Genomic DNA, 13,930 nt, shown 5'->3' with positions numbered 1-13,930 from the left:
TCGATGACCTTCACTGACGCGGATCCCCTGCCTGGGAGTGAACTGGCCGCGTTCGTCGCGGCGATCGAGAGCGGCACCGTGCAGGGGGCCGCGGACGCGCTCGCCCTCACCCAGTCGGCGGCGACGAAACGGATCCAGCGCCTCGAGAGCCGCGGAGGCGGTCCGCTGCTCACGCGCGGGCACAGCGGCGTCGAACCGACCGACCTCGGCAAGCGGCTCTACCCGCTCGCCAAGCAGGCGCTCGCCGCGCTGTCGGAGGCCGGGGCGGCTCTCACCGCCGCCGGGGAGACCCGGGAGCTGCGGCTCAGCTCGAGCTTCACCGTCGGCGAGTTCCTGCTCCCCGGCTGGATGGCGAGCTTCCGTACCCAGCTGCCCGGGGTGCACGGCGAGCTGGAGGTGGTCAACTCCGCCCTCGTCGTCCACGCCGTCCGGGAGGGGGAGAGTGAGATCGGCTTCGTGGAGGGGCTCGACCCGCTCGAGGGGCTTGAGGTACTCACCCTCGCCCACGACCGGCTCGTCGTCGTGATCGCCGCCGACCACCGCTGGGCCCGGCGCCGGGCGATCGCTCCGGCCGAGCTCGTCGGCGAGCCGTACCTGACTCGGGAGAAGCTGTCGGGCACCCGGGCGGTCGCCGAGAGCGCGCTCGCCGCCGCCGGCATCTCCCTCGCCCCGGCCCTGTCGGTCGCGAGCCTGCAGAGCCTCAAGCGGGCGATCGCGGCGGGCGGCTTTGCGATCATCTCCGAGCTGTCGGTCGAGGCCGAGCAGCGTGCGGGCACCCTCGCGGCGGTGCCGATCCAGGGCCTCGATCTCAGCCGGGCGCTGCAGGCGGTTCGTCGCGCGCGCGGTCCCCACGCCGCCCCGGCGGCCGCGTTCTGGCGCTGGCTCGAGCGCCTGGCCATCCTCCCGTCACCGCTCTGAGGCGCCGGTGGCTCCGGCGACGACGCTCAGACGCCCGTCTCCCCGCTCACGCCTCTCGGGCGCCCGTGGCTTCGGCGCTCCGGACCCGTCAGTGCCCGAGGTGGGCCGCGTATCCGGCCGGGTAGAGGCCGGTGTGGCTCCACACGTTGACGTCGGGCAGGAAGATGAGGGCGAGGATGAGGCCGGCGACCATCGCGACGATGAGCGCGATCACCCGCCCGCGCGTGCCTGGTAGGTCGTCGCGGCGGCGCTGTTCGTGGCTGACCGCCCTGACCGCGTCGGGGAGCTCAGCGAGGTGGCCGAGGACGTGAAGGCCCATTGCGCCGAGCCAGAGGATGAACGTCGCCTTGTGGAAGAGGCGCAGTAGGTTCGAGGAAGTCGGTCCGACGAGCAGCAGCAGCAGGCCGGAGAAGAGCACCCCAAGCGTCGTCAAGATGACGAACGGCCCGAGGATCCGCAGCATCGGGTGGGGCGGCCCCTTGCGCCGGTAGACGGCGCTCCCGGTGTAGTAGCGGGTGAACCGGTAGCCGGTGGTGGCGAGCTTGAGCCCGACCGGCCCGACGAGCAGCACCCCGACGAACAGGTGCAGCCACAGCATCTGGCCGATCCGCAGGATCGTGATCCCGATGAACGCGAACAGGACGAGGAGGATCACGCCGGTGACCGCGGTCAGCTGCTCGTTACCAGCCGGTCCCCCGCCGAACAGGCTGCGGCGTCGAGCCCGCACGCGGGAGCGGGAGCGGTAGTCAGCCCGCGGTCGGGAGCGCTGGCGGGACGGATAGGTGTCAGAGGTCGCCATGTCCTCACTGTCGGTCGTGGCGGTAAAGCGGCGCTTGGAGGCGGATGAGAACCCTCTTGGCTCTTCGCCGCCGCAGCGGCGCGGTACCGTCAGGAGGATGGATTCCCCGTCCCGGCCCCCCCGTGCCCGCTGGTTCGTGCTCACCGTCCGCTGGGGGGTGCCCCTCGCGATCGCCGTCGTCGGGATCGTTCTGATCGTGCGGGGACAGGGCCACATCGCCAACGTCAGCGACACGACGTCGGGCGCGAGCGTGTTCAGCACCTACCCGACCGGGCAGCGCTCGATCGACAGCATCCTCGGGGTGACCGCCCTCGTCGTCGCCCTGATGATCTGGATGGTCGGCTGGCTGATGCGGATGACGACCCGGGACGGCAAGGACCGCCAGCGGGAGGAGGAGGCGCGCGAATACTTCGCCCGCACCGGTCGCTGGCCCGGGGAACAGGGCCCGGCCGGCCCATCCCGGTGAGCGAGCCCGAGGCCCGCGTGGGCGCCCCGTTCACGGTGATGGGGATCGTCAACGTCACCCCCGACTCGTTCTCCGACGGGGGCAGCTACCTCGACCCGGAAGCGGCGATCGCCCACGGACTCGCACTCGTCGGGGAGGGGGCGGCGATCCTCGACGTTGGCGGCGAGTCGACCCGGCCGGGCGCCGACCCCGTCCCCGAGGCTGAGGAGACCACCCGGGTGATCCCGGTGATCGAGGGTCTCGCCGCCGCCCTCACCGCCGTGCCGGCCCCGGTCCGGATCAGCGTCGACACGTCCAAGTTCGGGGTCGCGGCGGCCGCGTTCGCCGCCGGGGCGACCCTGCTCAACGACGTCACCGCCCTCCGCCACGCCCCCGAGCTCGCCGGTCTCGCCGCCCAGGCCGGGGCTCAGGTCTGTCTCGTGCACATGCGCGGGGAGCCCCGCACGATGCAGGCCAGCCCGGTGTACGGCGACGTCGTCTCAGAGGTCAAGGCCTTCCTTGAGGCCCGCCTCGCCTTCACGGTCGCCGAGGGGGTGCCGGAGGAGCGGGTGATCCTCGACCCCGGGATCGGCTTTGGCAAGACGGTCGCCCACAACCTCACCCTGCTGCGCCGCTGTGACGAACTGCTCAGTCTCGGTCGCCCGATCCTGATCGGCACGAGCCGCAAGTCCTTCCTCGGGGCGCTCACCGGCGGGCGCCCGCCCGCCGACCGGCTCGCCGCCACGATCGCCACCAACGTGATCGCCTATGAGCGCGGGGCGCGGATCTTCCGCGTCCATGACGTCGCCCCCGTCCATGACGCGCTCACCGTCACCGCCGCGACGTTCGCGCCCGACTGAGCCCCGGTGTCCCCGCCCGCACGGGCGAGCCCCGTCGATAAGCCCCACTGTCTAAGCTGGCCCGCTCACCCGTGCGCGGCTCTTGGAAGGAAGGGATCCCGATGGCAGATGACGAGCTGGACGACGAGTACGCCGAGTCCGATGAGGATGAGGATGAGGATGAGGGCCATCCCGAACCGGAGGTGACGATCGAGATCAGCGGGCTCTCCCTCTACACGCACATGGGGGTCACCGCCGCCGAGCGCGAGATCGGCCAGCGCCTGTTAATCGACGTGCGCATGGACATCGGTGAGTCCGACGCGACGATCACCGACCGGATCGAGGACACCGTCGACTACGGCGAGGTCTGCAACGTCGTCGCGCTGGTCGCCCAGCAGCGCTCCTACCGCACCCTCGAACGGCTGTGCGGGGCGATCGCCGACCGGCTGTTGGAGGAGTATGAGGTTCACGCGATCTGGATCAAGGCGGCCAAGCCCGAGCCGCCGATCGCCCTCCCAGTCAGTGAGGTCTCCGTTGAGGTGTGGCGGGAGGCGTGAGCGCCGGCGCCGCCCCGGTCGTCGGCTACCTCGGGCTCGGCTCCAACGTCGGGGACCGGCGCGCGAACCTGCGCGCCGCCCTCGACGGGCTCGTGGCCGCCGGGGTCGAGGTGCGCGCCGCCTCCTCGGTCTATGAGACCGAGCCGGTGGGGCTGGTCCTCGACCAGCCCGCGTTTCTCAACGCCTGCCTGCGGGTGGCCACCACCCTCGCGCCACTCGACCTGCTTGATGCCGTCAAGGCGCTCGAGCGCGCGCTTGGGCGCGACCCCACCGTCGTCCGTCACGGGCCCCGGGTGATCGACGTCGACATCCTCCTGTTGGGTGATCTCGCGTTCGAGACCCCGCGGCTCACCCTCCCGCATCCGGCCCTGACCGAGCGGCGCTTCGTCCTCGTGCCGCTGCTCGAACTCGACCCCGACCTGGGGGTCCCCGGCGGCGTCCGGTTCGCCGACGCGCTCGCCACCCTCGAGGGGCAGGCCGTCCGGGTCGCCGGGCCCCCGCTGCTCTGAGCCGCCGCCCCGGGCCGCCCGCTCACAGGCGGGCGGCACCGGCCACGCGCGCGCCCGTCCGGGCGCCGGAGACGCTGTCGGACGGGAGGGCACGAGCGTGCCGGGCGGGCGCCGCCTAGGCGAGCGCGCCGGCGGGGAGGGACCCGCCGACCGGCCCATGGAACAGGGCGAGCGCGAGGTCGAGGGCGGGGCTGGCGGCGAGCAGCGGCGCAACGTCCCCGATGCTTGCGAGCAGGCGGACGGTCGAGAGGATCTGCAGGTCGGCTGCGTTGGGGTGGGCGAGGTCCCCGATCGTCCCGTCCTCGATCCACGCGTTGATCTTCTCGATCTGGCCGGGCAGTTCGGCGAGGCGCCGGCGGCCGGTCGCGTCGTCGGTGCGCTGCAGCCGCCGTTCGGCGGCGACGATCAGCGGCGCGTTGAGCTTGACGAGCGCCGGTGGGAGCGGCAGGCGCGAGCCCTGCGTATAGGAGACGAGCGCGGCGGGATGGTGGCCGGCGGCGGCCCAGATGAGGTCGCGGGCGACCTGCTGGAACTCCTCGTTGCCCCACCGCTCGGCCACCTCGACCGCCGGGCGTTGCGCCGGGAACAGGGCGGGCTCGGGCACGAGCGCGTCGAGTCGATGGAAGATCCGTGTCGTGCCCTGGATCTTCTCCTCGTCGAGGCGCAGCGCCGGCACGGTGCGGGAGCCGAAGATGACCGTCTGGGCGACCGTGTGCAGCAGCGGGGGCCACTCGACGGTCCGGTAGGGGAGGCCCTTGAGCTCGAGCGCGCGGGCGACCGCGTCGCAGGGGTGAGAGTTATGGATGACGTAGAGACGGATGTTCACCGGCGAGAGCCTATATTCACGCGGTGCCTCACAGCGCTGGCTACCTGCTCGTCGTCGACGTCGGCAACACCCAGACCCACTTCGGCGTGTTCGGGGCGGGGGAGACGACCGTGTTCGAGGAGTGGCGCTTTGCCACCGTGCGCGAGTCGACCCGGGATGAGCTCGGGGCTGCGCTGTCGAACCTGCTCGCCCTCCGCGGGCTCGGGTTCGCCGACATTGACGCCTCGATCGTCTCCTCGACCGTGCCCCAGCTCAACGACCAGTGGACGCTGATGGCCGCCTCATACCTCGACCATGAGATGCTCGTCGTCGGCCCGGCGATCAAGACCGGCATGCCGATCCGGATCGACAACCCGCGCGAAGTCGGCGCTGACCGGCTCGTCAACTCGATCGCCGCCTATGACCGGCTCGGGCGCTGCGCGATCGTCGTCGACTTCGGTACGGCGATCACCTACGACATCATCTCCGACGCGGGTGAGTACCTCGGCGGGATCATCACCCCGGGTGCCGAGATCTCCCTCGATGCGCTGTATGAGCGCGCCGCCAAGCTCCCCAAGGTCGACATCGTCGCGCCGAAGGCGGTGATCGGCAAGTCGACGGTCGAGGCGATCCGCGCCGGCGTCGCCTACGGCTACGCCGGCCAGCTCGAGGGGATCGTCGCCCGCCTCCGCGACGAGCTGGGCGCCGACACTCCCGTACTCGCCACCGGTGGGCTCGCGGGAGCGGTCGTACCCTTCGTTCGCGGCATCGAGGTGGCGCTCGACCCGTTCCTCACGCTCACCGGGCTGCGGCTGATCTGGGAGCGTAACCGGGAGTAGGTGGGCGGGTGTGCGGGCTGTCGCGCGGGCGCCCGTCATGCCGCCGGGCGATCGTCGTGGCAAGCGCGGCGATGATCTCCAGCCCGCGGCGCGCGACGTCGTCCTCACTCCAGCGCACCACGGCGATGCCGTGTCGCCCCAGCGTCCGATCCTTGAGCCGGTCCCGGTTGAAGTTCTCCCGCATCAGGCCGTGGAAGCCAAAGCTGTCGATCTCCAGCACGAGGGCCGCCTCGGGCCAGTAGGCGTCGGCCCGGTAGCCGAAGAGCTCGACCTCCGTGTGTGGGGCCGGCAGCTGGGCGGCGGCGATGAGGGCCAGGGCACGCTCGGCCAGCCGAGACTCGGTGAGCCCGCTCGGGCGGCCGGGGTCGGCGAGCTGGGCAAGAAGGCGGACGGCCGGGCACGGGGAAACTCGGTCCAGCAGCTCCCGGAGCTTCGTTCGGCTCGTCCACCGGGCGGCCACGGCTTCATCCAGAGCCCGGGCGAGCGTCCGGGCGGGAAGGGCGCCGGCTGCGTCGAGCAGCGCCCGCTCCACCGTGGTCATCGGCAGACGCTCGAGGGTCCGCAGGTCGGTGGGAAGGAGGTCCTGGAAGCGGTGGAAGATGACGTCGGGGCGGCCGCTGACCCGCCGGAGCGGTGCACCCCGCGCCGGATCCGGATCAGCCGTCCGGTCCCGGTTGCGCTCCGGGTCGCGCTCGCTGTCCATCCGGCGGCCAGCAGTTGGGCGGTGCTGACGAGGCCGCGCTGGTGCTCGGCGATCGCGAGCGCGTTGCGGACACGCTCACGGGCCCCGGGAACGACCCAAACCGTGCAATTGCCGAGGGTGACGACGGCCCGGGCAGGGTTTGGTGCGCTGTACGCCCCTGATCGTGAACCGGCGGGTGGCCGGGGTGAAGATTGCACGACAGTTGGAACACAGTTGTGACAGCGCTGAGACCGTGATGTCACGTCGGTTGGCAGTGTGCGCGCTGCTCAGCCGCTCGTCCGGGTGACGGCACCCTCGCTCACCCCGGCGCGACCCCCTCACCCACCGGCGACCCCCTCACCCCGGCGCGACCACCCTCACCCGGCGCGACCCCCTCACCCCGGCAGCGGAACCGCAGGCGTCCGCGCGACCGCCCCCGCGAGCATCAACACGCTGAGGTGGCGGCGGTCCTCGGGATCGGCTCCGTGCATCGCCGTGTGCGCGTCGAGCAGGTCGAGCAGCGCGGCGAACAGCGGCGCGTCGTCGTGCTCCTCGGGGACCTGGCAGGCCTGGCGGGCGAGCGCGAGGGACTCCGCTCCGTCGCCGCCGCGGATCCACAGCATCGTCGCCATCTGGATGAACTCGGCGACCCGGTTGAGGAGGACGTGGGGTGCGGATTCGCGCTCGCCGACCGCCGGGCCGGCGCAGATCAACGGCGCGCCCGCGGCGACCGCGCGGGACTGGCCGGCGAAGATGAGCCGGATCTGGTCGGCGCTCAGCCCGGCCTGCTGGGCGATCCGCGCCTGGCAGATCGCCGTCACAAGCGGATCGCCGTACGGGGCGTCGGAGGCGAACAGGATCTGCCCGGGCGGGATCAGGCAGAAAAGCGCGGTGAGGTCGGCGGGCATCCACCACGCCGAGTCGAACAGCAGGTTCGGCACCGCCGGAGCGGCCCGCCACAACCAGGAGAGGTCGGTCGCGCCGGCGTGGGCGAGAATCACCCGCGCGCCCGGGTAGCGCTCCGCCAGCCGGACGATGTGGGCCCCGGGCGCCTCGATCCCGCGCCCGGAGTGGACGAGGATCGGCACGGTCCGCTCGGCCGCGAGGGCGAACAGGTCCGCGACGGCCGGGTGGTCGAGGGTGAACGCCTCCGCGCGCGGGTGCAGTTTGATCCCGCGGGCGCCGAGGTCGAGGGAGCGTTGTGCCTCGGCGACGGCCCCCTCCCGCGGGTTGACCCGGCAGAACGGGACGATCGCCGGACCGTCCGGGTGCTCACAGCGGTGGGCCTCCGCCTCGGCGCGGACCGTGTCGTTGGGGTGCGGGTAGCCGTCGGGTTCGTGGAAGGGAAAGACGAAGCAGCCGCACGCCTCCGCGCTCGCGAGCCGGTCGACGAGCTCGCGGAAGGACTGGGTGAAGCCGTCCGGGTCATGGCAGCCCACGTGCGTGTGGGCGTCGAAGATCTCCAGCCCGGGAACCTGCTCGCGGATGCTCGCTCGCCAGCGCGCGAGCAGTTCGGTCAGCGCCATCGCTCATTCCTACCATGAAGCCATGTCCGCCGGCGCGCTCACCGACCCGTGGCAGCTCGGGCCGCTCACCGTCCCCAACCGCGTGCTGCTCGCGCCGCTCGCGGGGATCGGCAACTGGTTCGTGCGCTGGCAGGCCAAGCGCTACGGGGCCGGGCTCGCGTTCTCGGAGATGGTCTCCTCCTTCGCGGTGCACCATCAGAACGAGCGCACCTGCCGCGAGCTGCTGCGCATCCATCCGGAGGAGGGGCCCGTCGCCGTGCAGCTGTTCGGCCACGACCCCGACGTGATGGCCTCCGCGGCGGAGACGGTCGCCGGCCGTGGCGCGCAGCTGATCGACATCAACATGGGCTGCCCGGTACCGAAGGTGTGCAAGACCGGGGCGGGCGCGGCGCTGCTCGACGACCCCGACCGTGCCGTCGCGCTTGCCCGGGCTGCCGCCGAGGGGAGCGGCCTGCCGGTGACCGTCAAGCTTCGTACCGGCCTGCGCCCCGGGGACGGCAAGGGGGTCCGCCTGGCCCGGGCGCTCGCAGACTCCGGGTACGTCGCCGCCCTGTCAATTCACCCCCGTCACGCCTCCCAGCGCCACTCGGGATCACCCGACTACTCGCTGTTTGCCCAGCTCGTCGAGGAACTCCCGGTCCCGGTGCTCCTGTCGGGCGGGCTGTGGAGTGCCCGCGGCGCCCGCCGCGCCTTTGAGCAGACCGGCGCCGCCGCCGTCCTCATCGCCCGTGGCGGGCTCGGCAACCCGTGGATCTTCGCGGAGCTCACCGGCGCCCGCCCGGCCGGTCTCGAGCCCGACCGCGCTGAGGTGGTCGCCGAGCTCGACTGGGTGATCGACCGGGCCGTCGAGCACCTCGGGGAGTCACGCGCGAACGCCTATCTGCGCAAGTTCTACCCGTGGTATGTCGAGCGGCTCGGCGGCACCCGAGCGCAGCAGAAGACCCTCCAGTCCGCGCTGCAGCAGGCCCCGGACCTCGCGGCCGTCCGGTCAGTGCTCGTCCCCGTTCCGGCCTGAACCGGCGCCGACACCCGCGGCTATACTCCCCCGCTCGATATGGCCAAAGACGTCATTCTCACCCCAGAAGGTCTGGCCTCGCTCAAGGCGGAGCTCGAGCACATGTCGACGGTTCGCCGTCGTGAGGTGGCGGCGCGGATCAAGGAGGCGCGCGACTTCGGCGACATCTCCGAGAACGCCGAGTACGACGACGCCAAGAACGAGCAGGCGATGCTCGAGGCGCGCATCGCCCAGCTGGAGGAGCGGCTGCGTTCCGCCACCGTCGTCGACGCCTCCGAACTCGACAACGACATCGTGCGCGTCGGGTCGACGGTGCATGTGCAGGACGCCGACGGCGCCAAGCACGTCTACCACATCGTCGGCTCCGCGGAGGCGAAGCCCGCCGAGCACAAGCTCTCCAACGAGTCACCCGTCGGCAAGGCACTGATGGGAGCCAAGAAGGGTGACGTCGCGACCGTCTCGACCCCCAAGGGCGAGCGGAAGCTGACGATCCAGAAGATCGAAGTCGCCTAGGCTCCCCGCCGTGACCCCGGAGCCTCCGAACCGCGGCGGCGCCGAGTCCGAGCCCGACGGCGCCCTCTCAGACGTCCTCGCCGACCGGCGGGCCAAGCTCGAGCGCCTTCGGGCTGCCGGGATCGAGCCGTTCCCGCCCACCTTCGCGGACGCCGAGACGGTCGCGGCGGTGCGCGCCGCCCACGCCGACCTCAGCCCGGGGGAGGAGACGACCGCCGTGCACCGGGTCGCAGGGCGGATCAGCGCCCGCCGGGGCCAGGGCAAGATGGCCTTCTTCGACCTCGCCGACCGCTCCGGCAAGCTGCAGCTTCAGGCGCGCGTCAACGAGCTGGGAGCCGAGCGGATGGCCGTTCTCACCGGCCTTGACCTCGGCGACCTGATCGGTGTCGAGGGGACGGCGTTCTGCTCCCGCAGCGGCGAGCTGTCGCTGCGGGTCAGCGACTTCCAGCTCAACGCCAAGTCGTTACGGCCACCGCCGGACAAGCACCACGGCCTCACCGACGTGGAGACCCGCTACCGCCGGCGCGAGCTCGACCTGATCGCCAACGAGCGGGCCCGGGAGATCTTCATCACCCGCGCGCGGATGATCGCCGCGATCCGGCGCTACCTCGACGAGCACGGGTTCATCGAGGTGGAGACGCCGATCCTTCAGCCCCTCTACGGCGGCGGGATGGGGCGGCCGTTCATCACCCATCACAACGCCCTCGGGCGCGACCTGTACCTGCGGATCGCCACCGAGCTGTACCTCAAGCGGCTGATCGTCGGCGGCCTCGAGCGGGTCTATGAGATCGGCAAGCAGTTCCGCAACGAGGGGGTCGACACCACCCACAACCCGGAGTTCACGACGATCGAGTACTACGAGGCGAACGCCGACTATCTCGCTGTCGCGGCACGGTTCGAGGCGCTCGTCGCTCACGTCGCCGCCGCCGTGGGCTACACCGGACCGCACGATTTCTCGGCCCCCTGGCGTCGGGAGACGTTCGCCGGCGCGATCGCCGCCCGGACCGGGATCGTCCTCACCGACCACCCTGACCGAGCGTCACTCGCCGCGGCGATGCGGGGCATCGGGATCGAACCCAAGCCGACCGACAGCTGGCCCCAGCTCGCCGACGAGCTGCTCTCCAAGCGGGTCGAGCCGACCCTGATCGAGCCGACGCTGCTGCTCGACTACCCGCTCGAGCTCTCCCCGCTCGCCAAGCGCCACCGCAGCGAGCCCGGGCTCGTCGAGCGGTTCGAGGCCTACGTCGACGGGATGGAGATCGCCAACGCCTTCAGCGAGCTCAACGATCCCGACGACCAGCGCGCGCGGTTCCTCGAGCAGGAGCGCTACAAGGCCGAGGGGGATGAGGAGGCCCAGCCCCACGATGAGGCCTTCGTCGTCGCACTCGAGCACGGCATGCCGCCGACCGGTGGAATCGGGATCGGGATCGACCGGCTCGCGATGGTCTTCTCCGGGGCCGACTCGATCCGTGAGGTCGTGCTGTTCCCGGCGATGCGCGACTGACCCTCCAGGCGCCGCGACCGTCCACGGGCGCGAGCCTCCGCCGCCGCACCCTCCATGCGACGGTACCGGCCTGCCGCGGTCCGGGGACCGTCCCGTTCGCGTCGGGGAGATTGTTAGACTGGCCTATGGCCTCCTCTCACGGACCGCTGACTTATCAGATCACGCGTCGCGGCCGACAAGTAGGGGAGAGGCACCGCACTAAACTAGGGGCCGGCAGGTACCTGCCGACCCATCCGGACAAGCAATCGACCGACCTGCCCTAGTCCCCGGCGAACAGAGAGATCCACAGTCATGTTCGAGCGATTCACAGAGCGCGCCCGTCAGGTGGTCGTCCTGGCACAGGAAGAGGCGCGCACCCTCAAGCACAATTACATCGGCACCGAGCACATCCTGCTCGGCCTGCTCCGCGAGGAGGAGGGCCTGGCAGCCCGCGTGCTCGAATCGCTCGAGATCACCGTCGAGCGCGTCCGGGCTCAGGTCGTACGGATCGTCGGCTCCGGTGAGGAAGTCACCTCCGGCCAGATCCCGTTCACCCCACGGGCCAAGAAGGTGCTCGAGCTCGCGCTGCGTGAAGCGCTCAGCCTCGGTCACAACTACATCGGCACCGAGCACATCCTCCTCGGTCTCGTTCGTGAGAACGAGGGCGTCGCCGCCCGGATCCTGCTCGACTTCGATGCGGACTCCGAGAAGATTCGCAATGAGGTCATCCGGATGCTGTCGGGCCCCGGCAGCCGCCAGCGCGGGACCGCCGCCGGCGCGGCCGGCACCGCCGCGGGCGCCGCCGCCCCCGGTGACGGCAAGAAGTCCTCCAAGCTGCTTGACCAGTTCGGGCGCAACCTCACCCGGCTGGCCTCCGACGGCAAGCTCGACCCCGTCGTCGGGCGGGAAACCGAGATCGAGCGGATCATGCAGATCCTCAGCCGCCGGACGAAGAACAACCCGGTGCTCGTCGGTGAGCCCGGGGTCGGCAAGACCGCCGTCGTCGAGGGCCTCGCTCAGCGGATCGTCTCCGCCGACGTGCCCGAGCTGCTCAAGGGCAAGCAGATCTACACGCTGGATCTGGCCGCCCTCGTCGCCGGGTCCAAGTACCGCGGAGAGTTTGAGGAGCGCCTCAAGAAGGTGATGAAGGAGATCACCCAGCGCGGTGACATCATCCTGTTCATCGACGAGCTGCACAACCTCGTCGGCGCCGGTGCCGCCGAGGGCGCGATTGACGCCGCCTCGATCCTCAAGCCGGCCCTCGCCCGCGGGGAGCTGCAGACGATCGGCGCGACGACGCTCGAGGAGTTCCGCAAATACCTGGAGCGTGACTCGGCGCTCGAACGGCGCTTCCAGAAGATCATCGTCGACCAGCCGAGCGTCGAGGAGGCGGTGCAGATCCTCAAGGGCCTGCGTGACCGCTACGAGCAGCACCACAAGGTCAACATCACCGACGAGGCGCTGTCGGCGGCCGCCGACCTCGCCGACCGCTACATCTCCGACCGGTTCCTGCCCGACAAGGCGATCGACCTCATCGATGAGGCCGCCTCCCGGATGCGGATCAAGTCGATGACCTCTCCGCCGGTCTACCGCGAGCTCGAGGACGAGATCGAGGAGACCCGCCGGGCCAAGGAGGCCGCGATCGAGGCTCAGGAGTTCGAGAAGGCGGCCAACCTGCGTGACCAGGAGCGGCGCCTCACCCAGAAGAAGCGCGATCTGGCCGAGCAGTGGGAGGCCGGTGAGTCGACCGAGCGTCCGAGCATCGGTGAGGAGGAGATCGCCGACATCGTCAGCATGTGGACCGGCATCCCGGTGTTCAAGCTCACCGAGGCGGAGACGGCCAAGCTGATGCGGATGGAGGAGGAGCTTCACAAGCGGGTGATCGGACAGCAGCCCGCCGTCGAGGTGATCTCCAAGGCGATCCGCCGCAGCCGGGCCGGCCTCAAGGACCCGAAGCGGCCGACCGGCAGCTTCATCTTCCTCGGCCCCTCCGGGGTCGGCAAGACCGAGCTCGCCCGGACGCTCGCCGAGTTCCTGTTCGGGGACGAGGACACGATGATCCGGATCGACATGTCCGAGTACATGGAGAAGCACGCGGTCTCCCGGCTCGTGGGCTCCCCTCCCGGCTACATCGGCTACGACGAGGGTGGCCAGCTCACAGAGGCGGTGCGGCGCAAGCCCTACAGCGTGCTCCTGCTCGATGAGATCGAGAAGGCCCACCCGGACGTGTTCAACATCCTCCTGCAGATCCTCGAGGACGGGCGTCTCACCGACGCCCAGGGGCGGACGGTCGACTTCCGCCACACGATCGTGATCATGACGTCGAACATCGGCGCGTCGGAGATCGCCAAGAACTTCCAGATCGGCTTCTCGACGATCGAGGACGAGACGGGCGTCTCCTACGACGAGATGAAGAGCCGGATCATGGGCGAGCTCAAGCGCGTCTTCCGGCCCGAGTTCATCAACCGGATTGACGACGTGATCGTCTTCCACAAGCTCGCCAAGACCGAGATCAAGGAGATCGTCGACCTGCTGCTGATGCGGATCCGCCACTCGATGGCCGAACGCGAGTTGCAGCTCGAACTCTCCGAGGAGGCCAAGGACCTGCTCGTGGAGAAGGGCTGGGATCCGTCGATGGGCGCCCGGCCGTTGCGCCGCGCGATTCAGCGCTACATCGAGGATCCGCTCGCCGACTTCGTGCTCCGCTCCCAGGTCCCGGAGGGGTCGACCGTGCTCGTCGAGCCGGCCCCGGAGGGCGATCCGGAGGAGCGTGAGGTGATCCTCTCAGTGATCAAGACGGCGCCCAAGCCGACCCCGGTCGGGGTCGGCGCCGAGGGTGAGGCGCCCGACGCGCACGAGGCGATCGAGCCTCCGGCGCCACCGGCCGCCGACGACCAGGGCTAGACCCCGGTCCGCACGAGTACTGAGCGCGAGGGCGGCCTTGGGGCCGCCCTCGTCACGTCAGCCCCGCCTCCGCCGGGCGAGACGGCCACCGCCGGT

15 protein-coding genes are annotated in these 13,930 nt (G+C 70.9%); 10 read left to right on the top strand and 5 right to left on the bottom strand.

What is annotated here, in order from left to right; all coding sequences use genetic code 11:
• The first annotated feature begins 3 nt into the window (after window positions 1–3).
• Window positions 4–918 (top strand): LysR family transcriptional regulator, encoded by a 915-nt coding sequence (locus M3M55_RS14500; protein WP_249010214.1) that lies wholly within the window; start codon window positions 4–6, stop codon window positions 916–918.
• A gap of 88 nt (window positions 919–1,006) precedes the next feature.
• Here M3M55_RS14500 and M3M55_RS14495 read toward each other — a convergent pair whose 3' ends face one another.
• Window positions 1,007–1,717 carry a hypothetical protein gene (locus M3M55_RS14495; protein WP_249010213.1) on the bottom strand — a complete coding sequence of 237 codons (711 nt, stop codon included), beginning with the start codon at window positions 1,715–1,717 and terminating at the stop codon, window positions 1,007–1,009.
• A gap of 97 nt (window positions 1,718–1,814) precedes the next feature.
• On the opposite strand from M3M55_RS14495, the gene M3M55_RS14490 reads away from it, so the two are divergent.
• The 4 genes from M3M55_RS14490 (at window position 1,815) to folK (ending at window position 4,067) form a co-directional block, all read left to right on the top strand.
• Window positions 1,815–2,183, top strand: a complete 369-nt coding sequence (locus M3M55_RS14490; RefSeq protein WP_249010212.1) for a hypothetical protein — start codon at window positions 1,815–1,817, stop codon at window positions 2,181–2,183.
• Window positions 2,180–3,022, top strand: a complete 843-nt coding sequence (gene folP / locus M3M55_RS14485; RefSeq protein ID WP_249010211.1) for a dihydropteroate synthase — start codon at window positions 2,180–2,182, stop codon at window positions 3,020–3,022. Before M3M55_RS14490 ends, folP begins: the two co-directional genes overlap by 4 nt.
• Before the next feature lie 101 nt (window positions 3,023–3,123).
• On the top strand, window positions 3,124–3,558 hold the full coding sequence (gene folB / locus M3M55_RS14480) for a dihydroneopterin aldolase (RefSeq protein WP_249010210.1): 435 nt from the start codon (window positions 3,124–3,126) through the stop codon (window positions 3,556–3,558).
• Window positions 3,555–4,067 carry a 2-amino-4-hydroxy-6-hydroxymethyldihydropteridine diphosphokinase gene (folK, locus tag M3M55_RS14475; RefSeq protein ID WP_249010209.1) on the top strand — a complete coding sequence of 171 codons (513 nt, stop codon included), beginning with the start codon at window positions 3,555–3,557 and terminating at the stop codon, window positions 4,065–4,067. Before folB ends, folK begins: the two co-directional genes overlap by 4 nt.
• A 115-nt stretch (window positions 4,068–4,182) precedes the next feature.
• Here the strand turns inward: folK and M3M55_RS14470 are convergent, their stop codons facing one another.
• The gene (locus M3M55_RS14470; RefSeq protein WP_249010208.1) at window positions 4,183–4,893 is read right to left on the bottom strand and encodes a glutathione S-transferase N-terminal domain-containing protein; all 711 of its coding nucleotides are present in this window, start codon (window positions 4,891–4,893) and stop codon (window positions 4,183–4,185) included.
• A 23-nt stretch (window positions 4,894–4,916) separates the two neighbouring features.
• Here M3M55_RS14470 and M3M55_RS14465 point away from each other — a divergent pair, with 23 nt between their 5' ends.
• Complete coding sequence (locus M3M55_RS14465) at window positions 4,917–5,711, top strand: type III pantothenate kinase (RefSeq protein WP_249010207.1); 795 nt, start codon at window positions 4,917–4,919, stop codon at window positions 5,709–5,711.
• Here the strand turns inward: M3M55_RS14465 and M3M55_RS14460 are convergent.
• The 3 genes from M3M55_RS14460 to M3M55_RS14455 all read right to left on the bottom strand — a co-directional run bounded on the left by M3M55_RS14460 (window position 5,671) and on the right by M3M55_RS14455 (window position 7,919).
• Entirely contained in the window at window positions 5,671–6,252 is a 582-nt protein-coding gene (locus M3M55_RS14460; protein ID WP_371878704.1) for a hypothetical protein, read from the bottom strand. The two genes, M3M55_RS14465 and M3M55_RS14460, sit on opposite strands and share 41 nt — an antisense overlap.
• Window positions 6,249–6,611, bottom strand: coding sequence for a type IV toxin-antitoxin system AbiEi family antitoxin domain-containing protein (locus M3M55_RS17660; protein WP_371878703.1), 363 nt, complete (start codon window positions 6,609–6,611; stop codon window positions 6,249–6,251). Before M3M55_RS17660 ends, M3M55_RS14460 begins: the two co-directional genes overlap by 4 nt.
• Window positions 6,612–6,788: 177 nt before the next feature.
• Window positions 6,789–7,919 carry an amidohydrolase family protein gene (locus M3M55_RS14455; RefSeq protein WP_249010205.1) on the bottom strand — a complete coding sequence of 377 codons (1,131 nt, stop codon included), beginning with the start codon at window positions 7,917–7,919 and terminating at the stop codon, window positions 6,789–6,791.
• Between the two features lie 22 nt (window positions 7,920–7,941).
• Between M3M55_RS14455 and M3M55_RS14450 the strand changes: the two genes are divergently transcribed.
• From M3M55_RS14450 to M3M55_RS14435, 4 genes are all read left to right on the top strand, one after another.
• Entirely contained in the window at window positions 7,942–8,934 is a 993-nt protein-coding gene (locus tag M3M55_RS14450; RefSeq protein WP_249010204.1) for a tRNA-dihydrouridine synthase, read from the top strand.
• A gap of 39 nt (window positions 8,935–8,973) precedes the next feature.
• Entirely contained in the window at window positions 8,974–9,447 is a 474-nt protein-coding gene (gene greA, locus M3M55_RS14445) for a transcription elongation factor GreA (protein WP_249010203.1), read from the top strand.
• Between the two features lie 10 nt (window positions 9,448–9,457).
• A complete protein-coding gene (lysS, locus tag M3M55_RS14440) occupies window positions 9,458–10,951 on the top strand; it encodes a lysine--tRNA ligase (RefSeq protein WP_249010202.1) in 1,494 nt (497 codons plus the stop codon).
• A gap of 291 nt (window positions 10,952–11,242) precedes the next feature.
• The gene (locus M3M55_RS14435) at window positions 11,243–13,834 is read left to right on the top strand and encodes an ATP-dependent Clp protease ATP-binding subunit (RefSeq protein WP_249010201.1); all 2,592 of its coding nucleotides are present in this window, start codon (window positions 11,243–11,245) and stop codon (window positions 13,832–13,834) included.
• Window positions 13,835–13,930 lie beyond the last annotated feature (96 nt).

It is taken from the genome of Conexibacter sp. DBS9H8, from assembly GCF_023330685.1.
In the GTDB taxonomy this organism is placed as follows: Bacteria; Actinomycetota; Thermoleophilia; order Solirubrobacterales; family Solirubrobacteraceae; genus Palsa-465.
This window is presented reverse-complemented; position numbering and strand designations above follow the sequence as displayed.